The sequence below is a fragment of the Sphingomonas sp. PAMC26645 genome (assembly GCF_004795835.1).
In the GTDB taxonomy this organism is placed as follows: Bacteria; Pseudomonadota; Alphaproteobacteria; order Sphingomonadales; family Sphingomonadaceae; genus Sphingomonas.
Genome location: NZ_CP039249.1, coordinates 2,812,433 through 2,833,249, shown reverse-complemented (window position 1 = coordinate 2,833,249; position 20,817 = coordinate 2,812,433). Strand labels below are relative to the sequence as shown.

General features: G+C 64.3%; 16 protein-coding genes and 1 tRNA gene. 12 read left to right on the top strand and 5 right to left on the bottom strand.

Annotation, left to right across the window (positions count from 1 at the left end; translation table 11 throughout):
- The first annotated feature begins 584 nt into the window (after window positions 1-584).
- Entirely contained in the window at window positions 585-1,055 is a 471-nt protein-coding gene (dksA, locus tag E5673_RS13090; RefSeq protein ID WP_056058504.1) for an RNA polymerase-binding protein DksA, read from the top strand.
- Between the two features lie 59 nt (window positions 1,056-1,114).
- Window positions 1,115-1,504 (top strand): PilZ domain-containing protein, encoded by a 390-nt coding sequence (locus tag E5673_RS13085; protein WP_056059568.1) that lies wholly within the window; start codon window positions 1,115-1,117, stop codon window positions 1,502-1,504.
- A 50-nt stretch (window positions 1,505-1,554) separates the two neighbouring features.
- Here E5673_RS13085 and E5673_RS13080 read toward each other — a convergent pair whose 3' ends face one another.
- Window positions 1,555-1,710, bottom strand: a complete 156-nt coding sequence (locus tag E5673_RS13080) for a YdcH family protein (RefSeq protein WP_082441033.1) — start codon at window positions 1,708-1,710, stop codon at window positions 1,555-1,557.
- Between the two features lie 252 nt (window positions 1,711-1,962).
- Between E5673_RS13080 and E5673_RS13075 the strand changes: the two genes are divergently transcribed.
- Both E5673_RS13075 and E5673_RS13070 read left to right on the top strand, forming a co-directional pair.
- A complete protein-coding gene (locus tag E5673_RS13075; protein WP_056058507.1) occupies window positions 1,963-2,160 on the top strand; it encodes a DUF465 domain-containing protein in 198 nt (65 codons plus the stop codon).
- 115 nt (window positions 2,161-2,275) lie between these two features.
- Window positions 2,276-2,737, top strand: coding sequence for a DUF1465 family protein (locus E5673_RS13070; protein WP_247599382.1), 462 nt, complete (start codon window positions 2,276-2,278; stop codon window positions 2,735-2,737).
- A 111-nt stretch (window positions 2,738-2,848) separates the two neighbouring features.
- Here the strand turns inward: E5673_RS13070 and E5673_RS13065 are convergent.
- Window positions 2,849-2,925 (bottom strand) — tRNA-Pro (locus E5673_RS13065).
- Between the two features lie 108 nt (window positions 2,926-3,033).
- On the opposite strand from E5673_RS13065, the gene lepA reads away from it, so the two are divergent.
- A complete protein-coding gene (gene lepA / locus E5673_RS13060) occupies window positions 3,034-4,854 on the top strand; it encodes a translation elongation factor 4 (RefSeq protein ID WP_056049136.1) in 1,821 nt (606 codons plus the stop codon).
- A 336-nt stretch (window positions 4,855-5,190) separates the two neighbouring features.
- Here lepA and E5673_RS13055 read toward each other — a convergent pair whose 3' ends face one another.
- Complete coding sequence (locus tag E5673_RS13055; protein ID WP_136190349.1) at window positions 5,191-5,409, bottom strand: hypothetical protein; 219 nt, start codon at window positions 5,407-5,409, stop codon at window positions 5,191-5,193.
- Between the two features lie 305 nt (window positions 5,410-5,714).
- On the opposite strand from E5673_RS13055, the gene E5673_RS13050 reads away from it, so the two are divergent.
- The 5 genes from E5673_RS13050 (at window position 5,715) to E5673_RS13030 (ending at window position 13,790) form a co-directional block, all read left to right on the top strand.
- A complete protein-coding gene (locus tag E5673_RS13050; protein ID WP_136191509.1) occupies window positions 5,715-8,033 on the top strand; it encodes a TonB-dependent receptor in 2,319 nt (772 codons plus the stop codon).
- 272 nt (window positions 8,034-8,305) lie between these two features.
- Window positions 8,306-11,674 (top strand): polysaccharide deacetylase family protein, encoded by a 3,369-nt coding sequence (locus tag E5673_RS13045; protein ID WP_136190348.1) that lies wholly within the window; start codon window positions 8,306-8,308, stop codon window positions 11,672-11,674.
- Between the two features lie 79 nt (window positions 11,675-11,753).
- Complete coding sequence (gene modA, locus E5673_RS13040; protein ID WP_136190347.1) at window positions 11,754-12,512, top strand: molybdate ABC transporter substrate-binding protein; 759 nt, start codon at window positions 11,754-11,756, stop codon at window positions 12,510-12,512.
- Window positions 12,512-13,201, top strand: coding sequence for a molybdate ABC transporter permease subunit (gene modB, locus E5673_RS13035; protein WP_136190346.1), 690 nt, complete (start codon window positions 12,512-12,514; stop codon window positions 13,199-13,201). Before modA ends, modB begins: the two co-directional genes overlap by 1 nt.
- A complete protein-coding gene (locus E5673_RS13030; RefSeq protein ID WP_136190345.1) occupies window positions 13,191-13,790 on the top strand; it encodes an ATP-binding cassette domain-containing protein in 600 nt (199 codons plus the stop codon). Before modB ends, E5673_RS13030 begins: the two co-directional genes overlap by 11 nt.
- A 17-nt stretch (window positions 13,791-13,807) precedes the next feature.
- Here E5673_RS13030 and E5673_RS13025 read toward each other — a convergent pair whose 3' ends face one another.
- Window positions 13,808-16,039: a glycoside hydrolase family 3 N-terminal domain-containing protein gene (locus E5673_RS13025; RefSeq protein WP_136190344.1), complete on the bottom strand. Its 2,232-nt coding sequence runs from the start codon at window positions 16,037-16,039 to the stop codon at window positions 13,808-13,810.
- A 78-nt stretch (window positions 16,040-16,117) separates the two neighbouring features.
- Window positions 16,118-18,022 carry a molecular chaperone HtpG gene (gene htpG / locus E5673_RS13020; protein ID WP_136190343.1) on the bottom strand — a complete coding sequence of 635 codons (1,905 nt, stop codon included), beginning with the start codon at window positions 18,020-18,022 and terminating at the stop codon, window positions 16,118-16,120.
- Window positions 18,023-18,387: 365 nt separating this feature from the next.
- Between htpG and E5673_RS13015 the strand changes: the two genes are divergently transcribed.
- Window positions 18,388-20,031: a flavin monoamine oxidase family protein gene (locus E5673_RS13015; protein ID WP_136190342.1), complete on the top strand. Its 1,644-nt coding sequence runs from the start codon at window positions 18,388-18,390 to the stop codon at window positions 20,029-20,031.
- Between the two features lie 133 nt (window positions 20,032-20,164).
- Window positions 20,165-20,692: a RidA family protein gene (locus E5673_RS13010; RefSeq protein ID WP_136190341.1), complete on the top strand. Its 528-nt coding sequence runs from the start codon at window positions 20,165-20,167 to the stop codon at window positions 20,690-20,692.
- Window positions 20,693-20,817 lie beyond the last annotated feature (125 nt).

Sequence of the window (20,817 nt, the reverse complement as noted above, 5' to 3'; positions counted from 1 at the left end):
CGGACACGCGGCCGAGTCACGGCGGCGATCTGTGGCCGCGCGACTCGCTTGACCAAGACTCGCTTGGTATTGGCGGTTCGCTGCGGGCGCTCGGCAATATGCACCGCGCCGCCGCCGATCAAAGCGCCACCGCACGCGCACGCGCACAATTTCGCCAGGGCCATCCTCACCGACATATCGTCACTCTTTCGTTGCCGGCACCCTCGTGTTGCCGGATCCCCGTACGCAGTATTCGGAACTGCTATCCGACTAACTGCAAAACAAAGCGTTAAGCGCAAGTGGCTTAACCACATTCCGGATGGTTAAACGAGGATTTACTTATGCGGAAACCAGCGCGTCATCGTTAACGTGCCGCGCTGGGACAAAGTATACCCCTGGCGCGCCGCGGACCCGTCCCGTGCCGAAAAACGCTGACGTGACATGGGTTATCCGGGCGCCGCAATAAAATGTCGGTTTCGGGGCAGAATGCGCAAGCGCTGTCGCTTGTGGTCGCATGCCCGTGAGACTATAGGCGCTTTCACCATTTGGGGGGCGGTCCTTGGAAATCAGCGAGGCTGATGCGACGGGGCCAGAGGGAGAGTGGTATGGCGACCGTAATGAATCGTGTGGACGATACCGGGAATTCCAGTCGAGAGGCCGCCAACGACAGCGGCGAGGATGGTTATCGTCCAGACGCGGACGAGCCGTTCATGAGCTTGAAGCAGCAGGCGTATTTCCGCCGCAAGCTTCAGGAGTGGAAGGAATCGATCCTGCGGGAGTCGCAGGAAACGCTTTCGCAGTTGCAGGTCGATTCGTTGCGTGAGGCGGATCTCACCGATCGTGCATCGAGCGAAACCGACTGGTCGATCGAACTGCGCACGCGCGACCGTCAACGCAAACTCGTCTCGAAGATCGAAGCCGCGATCCGGCGGATCGACGAAGGCGAATATGGCTATTGCGAGGTCACCGGTGAGCCTATCAGCCTGGCGCGGCTTGAGGCACGACCGATCGCGACGATGACGGTCGAGGCGCAGGAACGGCACGAGCGTAACGAGAAGGTGTCGCGCGAGGATTAATCGCGCCCACCGACGGGGAAGAGAAAGCTGTGTTCGATCATGGTAAAATCGGTCGCGGCATGAGCATCGACACCGGGTCGCCCGGCGGCAACGAGAACCGCCGACAGCGTGAGCGGGACAGCTTGCTGCTGGTCGCGCAGGTGCGGATCGGCGACGAGACGACTGCCCGCGAGGCGAGGGTTCGTAATCTGTCCGAGACGGGTTTGATGGCCGAGCTCGCTAAGGTTGTCGATGTCGGGACGCCGGTCACGGTGACGCTGCGCGGGATCGGCGAAGTTGCCGGCACGGTCGCGTGGTGCACCGAGGGGCGGATGGGCATATCGCTCGACTCGCCGATCGATCCGCTGCTGGTGCGCAAATCGCCCGGTGGGACCAAACCCTTGTCGCCGTCCTATACCGTCAAGGCGTCTGACAGTGCGTACGCCTTGCGCAATCCGAAGCCACTGTAACTCCGGCAAGTGGCTCCCCGGATCTAGCCGGGGAGCGGTATCGACGACCGTTATACGCTGACGATCTCTTCCTTCAGTCGCAGCTTCTGCTTCTTCAGGCTCGCCAAAAGGTTCGCGTCGGGTAGCGGACGGTGCGTTTCGTCGGCGATCCGCTGCTCCAGCACGGCATGCTTGGTTTCCAGGGCTGTCTGATGAGTCGTCTGCACGGTGGGATGCCTCCTGCATTCGGGTTGGGGAACGGAGTAAACCACTCCGTCATCGAAATGTCTTCATCGGAAACGGACCAAATCGATTGGGCGAACGATTTGGCGCGACGGACCGAACGTGCGCGGTGGGGTCGCGATTCGTCTTGAAGTACGTTTTCGACCCCGGTCCGCCTTGCAGGGACGGTTTCGCACTCGCGCACTGCGCTGCGTTTGCTAAGGGCACCGGATACGACGGCAGCCATCGGGGGGCGAGTGGACGACGCGCAGACCAGAGTTCGACTTGATTCATTGCGGATCGAGCATCGCGATCTCGACGACGCGATCGCCGCCCTCGCGTTGGCGTCGACGCCCGACCAGTTGCAGATGGCGCGGCTCAAGAAGCGCAAATTACGGCTTCGAGACGAAATTGCCTCGCTCGAAGACCTGCTCATCCCGGATATTATCGCGTGATTGCAACGTCCTAAACTGGAACGCGCACGTACTGGCGCATTTTGGGACAGGTGATGGTTAGCGCGTCGTTAACCTCTCTGGATGACGTCTGGCCGGTGTGCCATTTGTCCAATCGATGACCCACGCCGGCTATGAATCGCGGATGCAGCGCCGCCTGATCGACGCTCTGTATAGCGAAGCGATGTTGCTGGCCGACGAGGCGCGGACCTATTTCGACGAAGCCGGGCGGGTCGAACGCGAGGCGCTCGATCCGCTGATCCGGGTCAGCTTCAGTTGCGAATCGCTCAAGGTGACGACGCGGCTGATGCACGTCATCGCATGGCTGCTGACGCAGCGCGCGGTCCAGGCGGGGGAGCTGCGCCCGCGGGATGCGCTCGATCCCGCGCGGCGGCTGGGCGATGCGCCGATTACCGATGCGGCGCTGCTCGCGATGCTGCCGACGCGCGCGCGAGAGATGATCGGGTCCAGCACCGACCTGCACCGGCGCGTGGCCCTGATGGATGAGGCGCAGGATATGCCGGAGGTGATCGCGAGCCCGGTTCGGTCGATGCAGAAGCGGATCGCCAACGCGTTCTAGGGCGCTGAGTTTTGTCTCGGCGGCATGGTGGCCCGTTGGGCGGTGCGCGCTTCATCATCACGTAGAGTTTGGGTTCGGGGAGGGGGCAAACTCACCCCGTAAAATCGGCAATGGTCGGGGCGATAGGATTCGAACCTACGACCCCTGGACCCCGAGACCAGTGCGCTACCAGACTGCGCCACGCCCCGACAACATTGCCGGTGAGCGCCCTAGCCGCGACATCCCGAACGTTCAAGACAATTATGGTGTGTGTCCGCGATCTATCGCGCACGCGGCGTCGCTGCTAGGAGCGCGCCATGACTCCGCTCGACCGCATCCGCAATTTTTCCATCATCGCCCATATCGACCATGGCAAGTCGACGCTCGCCGACCGGCTGATCCAGGAAACTGGCGGCCTGACCGCGCGCGAAATGTCCGAGCAGGTGCTCGACAACATGGACATCGAGAAGGAGCGCGGGATCACGATCAAGGCGCAGACCGTGCGCCTCGCGTATCACGCCAAGGACGGTCTCGATTACGTCCTCAACCTGATGGACACGCCGGGGCATGTCGACTTCGCGTATGAGGTGAGCCGCAGCCTGGCCGCTTGCGAAGGCGCGCTGCTGGTGGTCGATGCCGCGCAGGGCGTCGAGGCGCAGACGCTCGCCAACGTGTACCAGTCGATCGAGCACGACCACGAGATCGTGCCGGTGATCAACAAGATCGATCTGCCCGCCGCCGAGCCTGAGAAGGTGCGCAAGGAAATCGAGGACGTGATCGGCATCGATGCGTCCGAAGCGGTGCTCGCGTCGGCGAAGTCGGGGATCGGCATCGTCGAGATCCTCGAGGCTATCGTCACCAAGATCCCGCCGCCCAGCGGTGATCCCGAGGCGCCGCTGAAGGCGATGCTCGTCGACAGCTGGTACGATCCGTATCTCGGCGTCGTCATCCTCGTGCGCGTAATCGACGGGGTCCTGAAGAAGGGCCAGCAGATCAAGTTCATGCAGACCGGCACGATGCATCTGGTCGACCGGGTCGGCTGTTTCCGTCCGAAGATCGAGCAGCTAACAGAGCTCGGCACCGGCGAGATGGGCTTCATCACCGCACAGATCAAAGAGGTCGCCCAGACGCGCGTCGGCGACACGATCACCGACGCGAAGCGGCCGGCTCTTGAAGCGCTCGCGGGCTTCAAGGAAGTCCAGCCGGTCGTGTTCTGCGGGATGTTCCCGGTCGATGCCGCCGAGTTCGAGAAGCTGCGCGAGAGCATTTCGAAGCTGCGCCTCAACGATGCGAGCTTCTCGTTCGAGATGGAGACGTCGGCCGCACTGGGCTTCGGCTTCCGCTGCGGGTTCCTCGGGCTGCTGCATCTGGAGATCATCCAGGAGCGGCTCACACGCGAATATGATTTGGACCTGATCACCACCGCGCCTTCCGTGGTCTATGAGATCGAGCTGACCCATCCCGATCCGTCCGGCACGACGCATATCGAGCTGCACAACCCCGCCGACATGCCCGAGCCGAACAAGATCGCGACGATCAGCGAGCCGTGGATCGAAGCGACGATCTACGTCCCCGACGAATATCTCGGCAGCGTCCTGAAGCTCTGCCAGGATCGCCGCGGGATCCAGAAGAACCTGACCTATGTCGGCGGTCGCGCGCAGGCGACCTACGAGCTGCCGCTGAACGAAGTGGTGTTCGATTTCTACGATCGGCTGAAGTCGATGTCGAAGGGCTATGCGAGCTTCGATTATCACCAGATCGGCTACCGCGAGGGCGACCTCGTCAAGATGGGCATTCTCGTCAACGAGGAGCCGGTCGACGCGCTGAGCATGATCGTCCACCGCGGCACCGCCGAAGTCCGCGGCCGTGGCATGGTCGAGCGGCTGAAGGAGCTGATCCCGCGCCATCTGTTCAAGATTCCGATCCAGGCGGCGATCGGGGGCAAGGTGATCGCGCGCGAGACGATCAGCGCGATGCGCAAGGACGTCACCGCGAAGTGTTACGGTGGCGACGCGAGCCGCAAGAAGAAGCTTCTGGAGAAGCAGAAGAAGGGCAAGCTGAAGATGCGCGAATACGGCTCGGTCAGCATCCCGCAGGAGGCGTTCATTGCCGCGCTGCGGATGGGCGACGACGCGTAGGCGCCCAAGGCTAAACGGCGCAGCAGCTTAGCCGCGGTCCATCGCCAAGCCGGACGGCGACAGACCAAGCGTGTACTCGGTCATGTCGTTCGATTACGCGGCTTTGCCTTGGCGCAGCTTAGGCTAAGTTCGAACGCCAGTTCGCTCTTCCTTGTTCTCCCGCGCAGGCGGGAGCCCAGTCTGGGTCCCCGCCTTCGCGGGGAAACATGCTACCACTGCGTGCGGGGATCGACGTCGAACCTTTCCGACGTGGAGGAGCGACGACGTTGAAACACTCGTCAACCTAAACCCCGAATGCCTACCCGTGCTGGAACGGCGCATCACCGCCCGTCGCCGTCACTCGTACGTCGCGACCCCAAACGCGATGTAGCCGATGCACAGGATAATCCGCGTTAGCCACGCCGCTTCGCCGTGCAGCACAACGCTAGCCGCGATCGCGGCGATAAACACCGCCATGATCGCCCAAGCCTGCCAGGCGAAAGGGAATGGGAAGATGCCGCCCGTCGCACTGGGCTCGAACCAACCCGAACGCCGAATGGTCAGCCAAAATCGCATCACGAAGTCCATAGGGCGAAGCTAGCATGGCGTTTCCGCTTCCTGCCATCGGCAAAAATATCGCACCGTGTCGCAAACCTGCAATTACCCAAAACGCCGTAACCAACTGTCATCATACCAACACAATCCCCGCCTAACCGCCGAGCCGGGGAGTGAGCGTCGCGAGGCGTCGTCGGGCCGTCCGGGGAGGGCGGTCGATGGCGCGTAGCGGCGTTGCGTATTGGGATGTGCGGCCGGTCGTCAGGGACGCCGCTGCACTATTGGGGAATATCATCTTGAAGATTTCGGTCGTTAAGTCGGCGTTGATGCTCGGCGTCGCGTTTGGTTCGATTGTGAGTGGATCGGCTGCGTTCGCACAGGCCGCGCCGGTCCAGGATCAGGCCCAGACTCAGACTGGGCAGTCTGCTCCCGAGGAAGGCTTGGACGACATCGTCGTCACAGCCGAGCGCCGTTCGGAAAACCTCCAGAAGGTCCCGCTCTCGGTCGGCGTCGCGTCGGGCGATGCACTGCGCGCCTTTACCGCCGGCGGCGACGATACGCTGCTCGCGCTGTCGGGTCGCGTCCCCGGCCTGTACGTCGAATCGACCACCGGCCGTATCTTCCCGCGCTTCTACATCCGCGGCCTCGGCAACATCGATTTCTACCTCGGCGCCTCGCAGCCGGTCACGATCATCCAGGACGACGTGATCCTCGAGCATGTCGTGCTGAAGTCGAACCCGGTGTTCGACGTCCGCCAGGTCGAAGTGCTCCGCGGCCCACAGGGCTCGCTGTTCGGTCGCAACACCACCGCCGGCATCATCAAGTTCGACACGAACAAGCCGACCAACGACTTCGAGAGCCGCGCATCGGCCTCGGTCGGCAGCTATGGCAGCGTCAGCCTTGATGCGGGCGTCGGTGGTCCGCTGATCAAGGACCTCCTCTCGATCCGCCTGTCGACGTTGCTCCAGCATCGCTCGGATTACATCGACAACGCTTATGCCGGTGTAAGCCAGGACAGCACCGCGACGCCGCGCAAGGACGCGATGGGCGGCTTTGACGATCGCAACGTCCGCGTGCAGCTTGCGCTGACACCGGGCGAGCGCTTCACCCTCGACCTGTCGGGCCACGCGCGCTGGTATGACGGCACCTCGACGTTGTTCCATCGCGGCGCGCTAAAGAAGGGTTCGAACGACGTCTCCGCCGAGCCGCGCAATACCGTGTCGCTCGACGAGGGTAACGACAACCCGCAGAGCTACAACACCTATGGCGGCTCGGCGCGTGCGTCCTACGACTTTGGTCCAGCCACGCTGACTTCGATCACGGCATACGAGACCACGTCCGGGTTCAGCCGCGGCGATACCGATGGTGGTGCGGGCGCGAATTTCCCGATCCGCGGCGTCGCCAACGGCTTCGGCCAGTCACAGGGCCAGATCCGCGATCTGGATCAATGGTCGCAGGAAGTGCGCGTCGCCGGCACCCCCGGCGGCCGCTTCAACTGGCAGCTCGGTGGCTTGTACTTCGACAACCGCGACATCACCGATTTTTATCAGCGGACGTTCTTCCTGACGACGGCGGCGCGCAATCCCAACAACTGGGTGCGGTTGCATGACGTCAACACCTCGTGGGCGGGCTTCGGCCAGGTCAGCTACGAGCTGATGGACAAGCTGACGGTAACGCTCGGCGGGCGCATCACCGAGGACAAGAAGCGTACGCAACTGCTGAAGACCGTTCAGAATGCGGCTGGCGTCAATCAGTATCCGACCAACTTCCGTCGTGACGTCACGCTCAAGTCGACCAAGCCGAGCTGGGATGCGAGCATCCTGTATCAGGCGAGCCCCGATATCAGCCTGTATTCGCGCGTCGCCCAGGGCTTCCGCGGACCGACGATCCAGGGTCGTTCGGCAGTGTTCAACTCCGACTTCTCGACCGCGAACTCGGAGACGATCCTGTCGTGGGAGACGGGGATCAAGACGCGCCTGCTCGACAATACGCTGACGCTCAATGCCACGGTGTTCGGCTACCGCGTCAACGACATCCAGCTGAACGGCAACGACGTCAACGGCAACGGCATCCTGTTCAACGGCAACAAGGCCGAGGCGTACGGCATGGAAGCCGAGGCCAATTGGAAGCCGGTACCGAACCTCACGCTGGGCGCAGGGCTAAGCCTGTTGCACAGCGCGATCCGGGACAAGACGACCGAGGTGCAGATCTGCGCGCTCAACAACGTCGTGGTCTGCACGCCCTCGGCGCCGGTCCGCGCGGTTCCCGGCGCTTTCGGTACGACGTACCTGGTCAAGATCGACGGCGAGCCGCTGCCGAATGCGCCGGAGTACAATGTCGACCTCACCGCGCGCTACGACCAGCCGCTCGGCAATGGTGGTCGCGCGTTCATCGCGGGCGACTTCAACATCCAGGGCTACACGCGGTTCGTACTGTACAAGACCAAGGAGTTCACCGCGAACGGCAACTTCGAGGGCGGCGTGAAGATCGGTTACGCGGCGCCGGACGATGCCTATGAGCTGGCGGTATTCGCACGCAACATCACCGGCGAGAAGAATCTCAAGGGCGTGATCGAGAACTACATGGCGGCGGTATTCAACGAACCGCGGATCATCGGTGTGTCGCTCAGCGGCAAGTTCCGTTGATCTGACCTCCCGCTTGCGGGGGGCTTCCCTTCCCCCCTCCCGTAAGCGGGAGGGGCTGGGGGTGGGCTCGCGCTATCGTCAAGGGCAGCATGTGTTGGGGCCGGGCGCCCACCCCTCGGTCCCCTCCCGCTCGCGGGAGGGGATGCAGAAGAGCTATCGGCCCGTCCCTAAACTACGCGTGACGCATTTTTCAGCAGCGCGGGCGCAAACGGCATTGTAGCGCAACGTTGCGGCGAGTTGCCGTTTTCCTTCGGCCGGTTGATACTCGCTCCATGTCGCTCAATCCCGTATTCTATGATGCAAGCGGCCGTCGTCGTCGGCGGTTCACCTTTGGCGTCGCGGCGTTCATCGCCCTGCTTCTGCTGTCGATCGCGATGTTCGCCGTCTCGATCGGTGCGGTGCCGACTGCGCCGCTGCTCCCGATCGAGCCCGAGCATCCCGCGCTCCACAAGCTGCCCGCACCGCGCGGCGGTATCCTCCGCGAGACCCGGCGCGACCTCAATTACTACGCCAAGCAACTGTTCGGGACGAGCGCGGCCAAGCCCGGTGTCGGCAACGGCGCCAACCCTGCACTCGCGATCGCCTTCCACGCGCCGTGGGACGAGGCGAGTACGGCAAGCCTCGCGCGGCACGTCGAACAACTCGACTGGCTGATCCCCGGCTGGGTCTCGATCACCGGCAAGGATCACCACATCACCGTGTTCCGCGACCAGGCCGGACGCGACATCCTCAACAAGGCGGTCCACCGCCCGGTGATCCTGCCGATGGTGCAGAACGCGGTCGACGGGAACTGGGACGGCGCGGGCAGCGCTGCTCTGTTCGCCGATCCCAAGGCCCGCGCAGCCTTCCTGGATAAGCTCGTGCCGTTCCTCAGCGCGAACCATGCCGGCGGCGTGTTCTACGATTTCGAGGATCTGCCCGCATCGGCGCAACCCAATTACCGCGCCTTCCTCGCCGAAACGCGCGCGCGCTTTGCCCCGCGCGGTTGGGTCGTCGCGATCGCGGCGCCGGTCGCCAACCCCGACTGGAACCTGCCCGCCTATGCCAAGGTAACCGACAAGGTCTTCCTGATGGCTTATGACGAGCACGAGACGAGTGGCGCGCCGGGGCCGATCGCGTCGCAACGCTGGTTCGCGCGCATGGTCGCCGACGCTGCGCGTGGTATCCCCCCCGCCAAGCTAGTCGTCGCGATTGGCTCGTACGCCTATGACTGGCACGCAGGCGCGGATAGCGGCAACGGCGACGCGCTCGACGTCGAGGAGGCATGGCAGGCTGCAGCGGACTCGGGCACCGTCCCGACTTTCGACAAGACCAGTGGCAACAGCAGCTTCGCCTATTCGGAGGGCGGGGTGCAGCATCAGGTCTGGTTGCTCGACGCTGCGTCGGCCTATAACCAGATCGCGTTCCTGCAAAAGGCGGGTCTCGGCAGCGTCGCGCTGTGGCGTCTCGGCTCCGAGGACCCGGGGCTCTGGTCGATCTGGGGCCGCGATCATCGCAAACTGCCGATCCCCGATTCGATCGATAACATGCCCGCCGGCACTAACGTCGATATCGAAGGCAGCGGCGAAATCCTCAAGATCGCCGCCGAGCCCGTCACCGGCATTCGCGACGCGGTGCCGGCGAAGGACGGCACGATCGCCGACGTCAACTTCACGCGGATGCCGTCGCCCTATGTCGTGGTGCGGACCGGCTATCGTCCGAAGCAACTGGCGCTGACGTTCGACGACGGCCCCGATCCCGAGTGGACGCCGCAGATCCTCGACATCCTCAAGCGCGAGCATGCGCCCGCGACGTTCTTCGTCATCGGCGAGAACGCGCTGACCGAGCGGCCTTTGCTCCAACGGATGGTCGATGAAGGCCATGAGATCGGCAGCCACACCTATACGCATCCGAACCTCGCCAACGTCTCGCAGCGACAGGTGAAGTACGAGCTTAACACCACGCAGCGGCTGTTCCAGGCGTTCACCGGGCGCTCGCTCCGGCTGTTCCGCGCACCCTATTTCGGCGATGCCGAGCCGAGCACCGCGGACGAGATCCTGCCCGCGCTCGAGGCGCAGCAGCGCGGCTATATCTCGGTCGGTCTCCACGTCGATCCCGACGACTGGAAGCGGCCCGGTGTGCAGGCGATTATCGACCGCACGATCGCCGGCGTCGAGGCGGGCAATCCCGAGCGCAGCGGCAACGTCATCCTACTCCACGATGCCGGCGGCAACCGCGCGCAGACCGTCGCCGCGCTGCCGGTCATCATCGAGCGGTTGCGCGCGATGGGCTACAGCTTCGTTCCCGTCTCGACACTCGCCGGGCTGTCGCGCAACCAGTCGATGCCGGTGATCTCGTCGAGCGACCGCGTCGCCGCGGTCGCTGACCTCGCGCTGTTCAGCACGCTCGGCGGGATCGTCGTCGCGCTCCGCTGGATTTTCGGCATCGCGATCACGATCGGCATCATCCGTGCGCTGGCCTTGTCGGCGCTCGCGCTGATCCAGGCGCGGCGCGAGTTGAAGACGGTGTTCCCGGCGATCGATCCGTCGCGGTTCGTTACGGTGATGATCCCCGCGTTCAATGAGGAACGCGTGATCGTCCGCGCAGTCGAGGGGGTGCTGGCGTCGAACGACGTCGCGATCGAGGTCATCGTGATCGACGACGGATCGAGCGACGGCACCAGCCGCGTCGTCGCCGAGGCGTTCGCCGGCGACGACCGCGTTCGCCTGCTCACGCTGGAGAACGGCGGTAAGGCCCGCGCGCTCAACCGCGGGCTCGAACTGGCGCGCGGCGAGATCGTGATCGCGCTCGACGCCGATACGCAGTTCGAGCCGATGACGATCGCACGTCTGGCGCGCTGGTTCGACGATCCGAAGCTCGGCGCGGTCGCGGGTAACGCGAAGGTCGGCAACCGCGTCAACCTGATCACCAAATGGCAGGCGCTCGAATACATTACCGCACAAAACCTCGAACGGCGTGCGCTCGCGCGGCTGAACGCGATGACCGTCGTGCCGGGGGCGGTCGGCGCATGGCGGCTGGAGGCGATCCGCAGCGTCGGCGGCTATCCGGACGATACGCTCGCGGAGGATCAGGACCTCACGATCGCGATCCAGCGCCACGGCTGGAAGGTCCAATACGACCAGTTCGCGATCGCCTGGACCGAGGCGCCCGAGACGATGCGTGCACTTGCCAAACAGCGGTTCCGCTGGGCATTCGGGACGTTGCAGTGCCTCTACAAGCACCGCTCGGCGATCGGCCGGTCGCACCCGCGTGGGCTCGGCTGGGTCGGGTTGCCGCAGGCGATCGTGTTCCAGATCGTCCTCGCGTCGATCTCGCCGATTATCGACCTCGCGCTGCTGGTCAGCTTCGCCTCGACCTATGTCGCGGTGCAGGCGCATGGCTGGGAGCAAACCAGCCACGACGTCTATACGATGCTCGCCTACTGGCTGATCTTCACCGCGATCGATCTGCTCGCTGCCACGATCGCCTTCGCGCTGGAGCGCAAGGAACGCTGGCGGCTGCTCTGGTTGCTGATCCCACAGCGGATCGGCTACCGTCAGGTGATGTACTACGTCGTCCTGAAGGCGATCGCGCAGGCGTTGCGAGGACCGCTGGTTGGCTGGGGCAAGCTGGCGCGGACGGGACGGGTCACGGCGAACTAAGCGCGCAACGTATCGAACCGGCTGGCGTTATGGCCCGGCGCTATATATCGGTACGCGCAGAGTTCGAGAGGTAGGTGGCATGCGGTATCTGACGACGGCGCTGGTCATTGCGGCAAGTCTTGGGTCGACGGGTGCGCAGGCACAACAGCGTCCTCCGTTGGTGCTTGCCGCAGCTTCGTTGCAGGAGTCGCTGACCGCGGCCGCCGATGCGTGGGCGAAGAAGGGGCATGTGAAGCCGACGATCTCGTTTGCGGCATCGTCGGCGCTCGCGCGGCAGGTCGAGTCCGGTGCACCGGCGGATTTGTTCGTGTCGGCGGACGAGGATTGGATGAACGCACTTGCCGCGAAGAGCCTGATCGTCGCCAGCAGCCGTGTCACGTTCCTCGGCAACCGCCTCGTCGTCGCGGCGCCGGCGGGTAGCAAGGTGCGGATCCCGGTGCGCCCGCCCGCTGCGCTCGTTCGCGTACTGACCGCCGGGCCGTTGGCGATGGCGGATACCGCCGTGCCCGCCGGAAAATACGGGCAGGCGTCGCTCGAGAAGCTCGGCGTCTGGGCGCAGGTGTCGCCGAAGGTGGTACGCGCGGAGAACGTCCGCGCGACGCTGGCGCTGGTTGAACGCGGCGCAGCGCCGCTCGCGATCGTCTACGCGACCGATGCCAAGGCGTCGGCAAAGGTTCGTATTGCCGGTGTCTTCCCCGAGACAACGCATCCCGCGATCACCTATCCGATCGCGCGGCTGAAGACGTCGATGAACCCGGAGGCCGAGGGTTTCCGCCGCTTCCTCGTCTCGCCCGCGGGCAAGGCGATCTTCGTCCGCTACGGGTTCTCCGCGCGCTAGTGCTCGACGCGACCGAATGGGGAATCGTCGCGCTGTCCTTGAAGGTCGGCGGCGTCGCGATGGCGGTGACCTTGCCGATCGCGTTCGCGCTGGCGTGGCTGCTCGCGCGCGTCCGTTTTCCGGGCAAAGTCGTCGTAGACGCGGCGATTCATCTGCCTTTGGTCGTGCCGCCGGTCGTCACCGGTTGGCTGCTATTGCTGGCGTTCGGACCCAATGGGCCGATCGGCGCTTGGTTGCAGGACTGGTTCGGCGTGACGGTTTTGTTCCGCTGGACCGGCGCGGCGATCGCGGCGGGCGTCATGGCGCTGCCGTTGATGGTCCGCGCGATGCGGATCTCGATCGAAGCGGTCGATAGGCGGCTCGAGAATGCGGCGCGATCGCTAGGTGCGGGGCCGTGGCGCGTGTTCTGGACGCTGACGTTGCCGCTCAGTATCCCCGGCGTGCTGGCCGGCGCGGTGCTCGGGTTCGCGCGATCGATCGGTGAGTTCGGCGCGACGATCACCTTCGTTTCCAACGTGCCCGGCGAGACGCAGACCTTGCCGCTGGCGATCTATTCCGCGCTCCAGCAGCCCGGCGCCGATGCACTTGTGTGGCGATTATCCTGCGTATCCGTAGGCCTGTCGTTGTTCGCCCTGATTGCGTCGGAACTGTTGACGCGCCGTGCAGGGCGGGCTCTCCATGTCCTTTGAGATCGATATCGAGAAGCGGCTCGGCGATACGCAGGTGTCGTTGACGCTGGAGGCGGGCGAGGGGGCGACGGTGCTGTTCGGCCCGTCTGGCGTCGGCAAATCCAGCGTTCTCAACATGGTCGCCGGGCTACTCCGCCCGGACCGCGGCCGGATCGCGGTCGATGGCGAAACGCTGTTCGGCGACGGCGTCGACGTGCCACCCGAGCGCAGGAAAGCCGGATATGTCTTTCAGGAGGCGCGGTTATTCCCGCACTTGCGTGTGCGCGCGAACCTGCTTTACGGCGTCCGCGGCGAGGCCCAACGGTTCGAGGACATCATCGGCTTTCTCGGCATCGATCTTCTGCTCGATCGCTGGCCGCGCACGCTCTCCGGCGGCGAAGCGCAGCGGGTGGCGATTGGCCGGGCGCTGCTCAGTCAACCGCGCTTCCTGTTGCTCGACGAACCGCTGTCGTCGCTCGATCGTGCGCGCCGCGACGAGATCATGCTCGCGATCGAGCATGTCCGCGACGTGCTCAAGCTTCCGATTCTGATGGTGACGCACGACCCTGAAGAGGCCGAGCGGATCGGAAACCGGGTCGTGCGGATGTAGCTTCGCGGAAGACCCAGTTATACCAATTCGAAGCTCTGTTTCTCGCCATCGACCGAACTCGTCGCAACCCAGAGGTCGAACAGGCCCGGTTCGATCACCCAATCGCCGTCACCCCAGAAGCGCAGGTCTTCGCGCTTTAAGGTCAATGTCACGCGCTTCGATGCGCCGGGTGCCAGCGAGACGCGCGCGAACCCCTTGAGTTCGCGGACAGGCCGCGTGCGGCCGGCGACCCGGTCGTGGATGTAGAGCTGCACCACTTCGTCGCCGGCGCGCGCACCGATGTTCGTAACGGTGGCGGTCACCGTGAGTGTATCGGTCATTTGCGCTGGCACGGCGACGTTCGAGACCGAAAAGCTGGTGTAGCTCAGGCCGTGACCGAACGGATAGAGCGCCTCGTTCTTGGTCTCCCGGTAGCGCGACTTGTATTCCTGGCTGCCCGTATCCGGCGCCGGGCGACCCGTGTTCTTGTGATTGTAGAAATACGGTTCCTGCCCGCTCTCGTTGGGGAAGCTGGCGGAGAGCTTGGCTGAAGGGTTGACGTCGCCGAACAGCACGTCGGCGATCGCGTTGCCGCTTTCGGAACCGAGAAACCATGTCGCGAGGATCGCTGGTGCGGCCTTCACTGCGCCGTGCAAGGCGAGAGCGCGGCCATGGCGGAGGAGGACAATCATTGGCTTGCCGGTCTTCGCGATGGCTTCGGCGAGTGCCATCTGTGGTGCTGGGATCGTAATTTCGGTACGCGATTGCGCTTCGCCCGACATCAGCTGCGATTCGCCGACCGCGAGCAGGACGATGTCCGCGTTTTGCGCAGCGGCGACGGCTGCAGCAATTCCGCCGGGCAGGGGGGCTTCGATTTCCGACCCCTGCGCCGTCGTCACGGTCAGCCCGCGAGCGCGGAGCCCTTGGGCGATCGAAACGCTGAGCTTTTCGTCGGCCATAAACGCCCAGGTGCCGACGACGTTTTTGCGATCCTCCCCGAACGGGCCAATCAAGGCGACGCGGCCGGGGTTCTTCTTCAAGGGCAGCAAGTTACCGTCGTTCTTTAGCAATACGATCGAACGCGCCCCGGCTTCGCGGCTAAGCTTCAACATGGCGGGCGTCGAGACGCTGGTGCGTTCCGCCTTCTGGCTGACCGAGCGATAGGGGTTGTCGAACAGGCCGATCGCATCCTTCAGGTGCAACACGCGTCGAACGCCTTCGTCGAGCCGCGCGAGCGGGACCTCGCCCTTCTCGACTAGGTCGGGGAGCCACAGATTGAACAGGTTGGACTGCATGGCCATGTCCATGCCGGCCATGAACGCCTTTTTCGCAGCGTCGCGGCCATCCTTGGCATAGCCATGCGCGATCAGTTCCTCGTCGGCGGTATAGTCCCCGACCACCATCCCGCGGAACCGCCATTCGCCACGCAGGAGGTCGGTCATCAGCCAGTGATTTCCGCTGGAAGGAACGCCGTCGATGTCATTGAACGCACTCATCAAAGTCGCCACGCCAGCATCGACCGCAGCCTTGAACGGAGCAAGATGGACTTCGTGCAGCGTTGCGGGCGATATTTCGGTGAAGTTGTAATCCTGGCCACCGGAAACCGCTCCGTACGCGGCGAAATGCTTGGCACAGGCAGCGACGCGCGTGGGGTCGCGAAGATCGTTGCCCTGAAAACCGCGGACGCGCGCTTTGGCCAGTTCCATGCCGAGGTACGGATCCTCGCCCGAGCCTTCCGCGACACGACCCCAGCGTTGATCGCGCGCAACGTCGACCATCGGCGCAAAGGTCCAGTGGATGCCGAGCGACGTGGTCTCAAGCGCGGCCGCACGTGCGGTGCGCATCGCTAGGTCGGGGTCGAACGCGCAGGCCTCTGCGATCGGCAGCGGGTAGGCGGTGCGCAGGCCGTGGATGACGTCGCCAGCGAATATCAGGGGAATCTTCAAGCGGGTCGCGAGCGCGGCGTCCTGCGCCGCCTTGGCACCGGCATAGCCGACACCGTTGAAGAGCATGCCGATCTGCCCGGTCTTGATCCGAGCAAGCTGCTCCGCCGCGCCGCCGGTGGCGAGGCCCGGGTTGAAGGGGACGCCGATCGGGCGGATCTGATCCGAGAAGCAACTGAGCTGGCCCGCTTTTTCAGCGGGTGTCATCTTGGCGATCAGGCTCTCGATCCGGTCGCTCTGCGCGAACACGGCGGTCGAGCCGAGCGACAGGCCAGCGATGGCCGCGCCGCCGGTCAGCATCTGGCGACGGTCTAGAATGGGCGACATATCCTGCTCCTCAGTCTTTGGAACGGGGTAGTCGCTGGACCGCGGTTCCGCAAACCTGCGAAACCGCGGCCGGGGCGGTTAGCCCAGCGCGCGCGTGAAAAGCCGCGTCAGGCGAGCGGAGAATGCCCGGGCATCGATCGGGCGCTCCCCGTCGGCAATCTGCGCCTCGTCGAACAACAGGTGCGCCGCGTCCTCCCGCAGGGCCGTCTCGTCCTCGCCGAGCGCCGCCAGCTTGGCGATCAAGGCTGAGCGCGGGTTTATTTCCAGCACTGGCTTGGCGGCCGGCATCGCCTGGCCGCTCGCCGCAAGGATGCGTTCGAGCTGACGGTCCATCCCGCTGTCCGCCGCGACGAGGCAGACAGCGCTGTCGGTAAGGCGCTCGGACGCTCGAACCTCGGAGACGGCATCGGCAAGCGTCGTTTTCACGAACGCGATGAAGTCCGCGACTTCGGGCGTCGTATCGGCGGTCGGCTCCTCGGCACCGCCGACGAGCGGGATCAGGCCGAGATCGGCCGCACCCTGCGTAACCGACTTGAACGGCTTGCCGTCATGATCGATGCCCGCCGTTACCCAGAACCCGTCGACCGAGTCCGGCAGCAACAGCACTTCGATCCCACGCGCGCGGAACCCCTCGAGCTGCGGGGAGGCTTCGAGCCGGTCGAGATCGGTACCGACCGCGTAATAGATCGCGGTCTGGTTGTCCTTCATCGCCGCGACATAGTCAGCAACCGAACGCCAAGCACCGCCGGACGTCGTGGTCTTGAACCGTGCGAGCTTCAGCAGCGCCTCGCGACGTTCGAAATCCTCGTATAGCCCCTCCTTCAGGACGGCGCCGAAATTCTCCCAAATCTTGGCGTACGCCTCGGCATCCCGCGTCGCGAGCTTGTCGAGTTCGCCAAGCACGCGCCCGGTCACACCCTTGCGGATCGCCGAGAGCATCGGGCTCTCCTGAATCATCTCGCGCGAGACGTTGAGCGGCAGGTCGGATGAATCCACCAACCCGCGCATGAAGCGGAGATAGCGGGGCAAGACTTCTGCATCGTCGGTGATGAAGACGCGTTTGACGTATAACTTCATGCGTCCGTTGCGGTCGGGGTCGAACAGGTCGAACGGCTTGGCACCCGGGACATAGGCGAGCACCGAATATTCGTGCAGCCCTTCGGCGCGGTAGTGGAGCGTCAGCGCGGGTTCGTCATACTGGCCGGAGACGCTGCGGTAGAAATCGGCATAGTCCTCGACCGAGATATCCGCCTTCGGCTTGGTCCACAGCGCGGCGCCGTCGGCGATGTCGGCCGGATCGGCATCGGGCTTTTCGCGCAGCGTGATCGGCACGGGTACGTGGCCCGACTGGTCCTTGATGAGGCGCTCGACCGTGAACCGGTCGGTGTAGGTGGTCGCGTCCTCCAGTAGGTGAAGCACGACGCGGGTGCCGCGGGCAGGGGAGTCGGCGGTCGGCACGTCGGCGATCGTGTAGGTGCCGAGGCCGTCCGACGACCACAGCGAGGCGATGTCCGCCCCGGCGCGTCGCGAGATCACGTCGACCTTCGATGCGACCATGAACGCGGAATAGAAGCCGACGCCGAACTGGCCGATCAACTGCGCGCCATCCGAGCCGCTCGATGCCGCGATCCGATCCATGAAGGCCTTGGTGCCCGAGCGCGCAATCGTGCCGAGCGCCTCGCCCATGTCCTCGGCGGTCATGCCGATGCCGTTGTCCTCGATCGTCAGCGTCTTGGCGTCGGGATCGAGCGTGATCGCGATCGCCAGCCGGGTCTCGTCGCCAAGCAACTCGGACGCGCTCAACGACTCATACCGCAGCTTTTCACACGCATCGGCGGCGTTCGAGATCAGTTCGCGCAGGAATACGGTCTTATCCGAATAGACCGAATGCACCATCATGTGGAGCAACCGCGCGACGTCCGCCTCGAAGGCATGGGTTTCGGGCGCGGAAGTTTCAGGTGCGGAGGCGGTTTCAGTGGTCATAGGATGTGACGGTCTCTTGGTGAAAGGATCAGTCCGAGAATTGGCCGGAGGTCGAGCGGAATTCAAGACCTGTAGGTCCGCCGGATAAGTCGTGGATCGGCAACGACGGTCGAGTTCCGCGGCAAGAAAGATTTCATTTGCGTTACATGCTGAAGCAATGTTCAATCCGAATCGTTCAGTCAAAAGATGCAACGTGTCGGATTACCGGGCGAAAGCGAACTATGTGTTCTTTTCCGTTCCTGCTCTGACGTCCATCGGGATTGATCGGGGGATGATGTTCCTGAGAGGCCGCTGACGGGTTCGAGCCGGCGGTGTTTCTGACGTCCGGCAAGCGCTGGGAAGGCTTGTCGCCTCGGGGGGCCTCGATGACTACACACGCCGCGATTACACGCAGGACGATATTGCGACGACTTGGCCTGATGGGAGGGCTGAGCGCCACACTCGGTGCGATGCAGGCGCTGGGATTGACCGAAGGACTGATCGGCACGTCGCATGCCGAAGCGCTCGCCACGCTGACGCCGAATTTGGGCAAGGGAACGCACGTCGTCGTGCTCGGGGCCGGGATCGCCGGGCTGACCGCCGCCTACGAGCTCGAACAGGCTGGCTTCCGGGTCACGTTGCTCGAAGCGCGCGAGCGGGTCGGCGGGCGCGCCTGGACGGTGCGCGACGGCGACAAGATCGAGATGATCGGGGAGCAGACGCAGACTGCCAAATTCTCCAACGGAATCTACTTCAACGCGGGGCCGGCGCGCATTCCGAGCTTTCACCAAGGACTGATCGGGTACGCGAAGAAGTTCGACGTGCCGCTGGAGGTCGAGGTCAATTCGAGCCGTTCGGCGTACGTGATGGGCGAGAACGGCAGCAAGATCCGGATGCGGACCGCGATCAACGACATGCGCGGCCACATCGCCGAACTGTTGGCGAAGGCGATCAACCAGGGTGCGCTCGACCAGTCGGTAACGGCGGCGGACAAGCAGAAATTGCTGCCGTTCCTGAAGGCCTATGGCGACCTCGGCACCGACTATGTGTTTGCGGGCACCGAGCGATCGGGGTTCGGGACTGCGCCGGGTGCGGGCGTTACCTTCTCGTCGGCAGGCAGCGCAGTGCCGATGGACCAGCTGCTGGCGAACGAACGGCTGCCGATGACGCTGTTCGAGGACAATCTCTACATGCAGGCGACGATGTTCGAGCCGGTCGGCGGCATGGACCGTATCCATGACGGGTTCGATCGCAACCTGCGCCGTCCGGCGATCCGCGGTGCGGAGGTCACCAGGATCCGCCATACCTCGCGCGGCGTCGACGTGACCTACCGCGACAAGGCGAGCGGCGTGGTCGACACCGTGGCGGCGGATTACATCATCTGCACGATCCCGTTCCCGGTGCTCGCGACGATCGATACCGACTTCTCGCCCGCAATGAAGAAGACGATCGCGGGCGTCGTCTACGATCATTCGAACAAGGTCGCGTTCGAGAGCCCGCGTTTTTGGGAACGCGAACAGATCTATGGCGGCATCTCGTTCGTCGGCGGCCCTACCACGCTGATCTGGTATCCTTCGGCAGGACTGCATTCCGCGCGCGGCATGATTCTCGGCTGTTATTCGTCGGGACCCAACGCCGCCGAGTTCGCCAAGCGGCCGATCGCCGAACAGATCGCGTTCTCGCGCGGAGTGATCGACCGGCTGCATCCGGGTCATGGCGGCGACCTGGTCAACGGCATCGCGGTGAACTGGCACAAGATCCCGTACAGCCTGGGGCCGTGGCCCGACTGGAATGCGGGCAGCGCGAACGGCCGGCAGGAGGGGCATATCGATACGCCCGAGTTTCGCTTGCTCCAGCAACCCGACGGCCGCGTCTATTTCGCGTCCGCCGCGCTCAGCCAGACTCCGGGCTGGCAGGAGGGCGGCATCCAGTCCGCCCAGGGCCAGGTCATCGCGCTGGCCAGGCGGGTTGCGGCGCAAGGCGCCAACCGGGCCGCCTTGGGGGCGGACCGCTCGCGACGCGCGGCATGACGTGGACGTTCGGCCCGACAGGATCGAAGGGTGAGTATTCCGCCCGCGAGACCGTCAGTCTCGAAGAGATCGGGCGCGGTGCCAAACCGTGCCGCGCCCGAACCATTCGCATCCGCAACTGGGAGAGAAACACATGACGATCAAGACGAACTCCATCGCGCTGGCCGTGGCGATCTGCACGGTGCTCGCCTTGCCTGGCTTGGCGATGGCCGCAGATGGCAAGTCGGTGATCGTCCGGCACGCTAACACTCCGCCCGGGCTGATCCTGCAGGGCGTCACCGTGCCGGCGGGTGCGAAGATGCTGTATCTTAGCGGGCAGCTGGCAGCGCCTATCGATCCGGCCAACAAGACGTCGTCGGCACAAATGACGACTGCCGATTTCGGCGATACCAAGACGCAGACGATCAGCGTCTTCAGCAAGATCAAGGCGATACTCGCGGCGCAGGGCTATGCGATGAGCGACATCATCAAGCTGACCGTGTTCGTTGCGGGCGATCCGAAGCTCGGTGGCAAGATGGACTTTGTCGGCATGAACGACGCGTTCAAGATGTATTTCGGGACGGCGGAGAACCCCAACACCGTCGCGCGATCGACCGTTCAGGTGGCAGCGTTGGCGGGGCCGGCGTTCCTGGTCGAGATCGAGGCGACGGCGGCGAAATAAATTCGGGCGAAAATGGCCTCGTGTTCGCTTTCGATATCAGGCGCTTGGTCCGATCGCTCGGGTCGTCGAGCGCGACGAGCGACCGGATCGACGCCAGATCGGATGCGTAACGAATTGACGCTTTC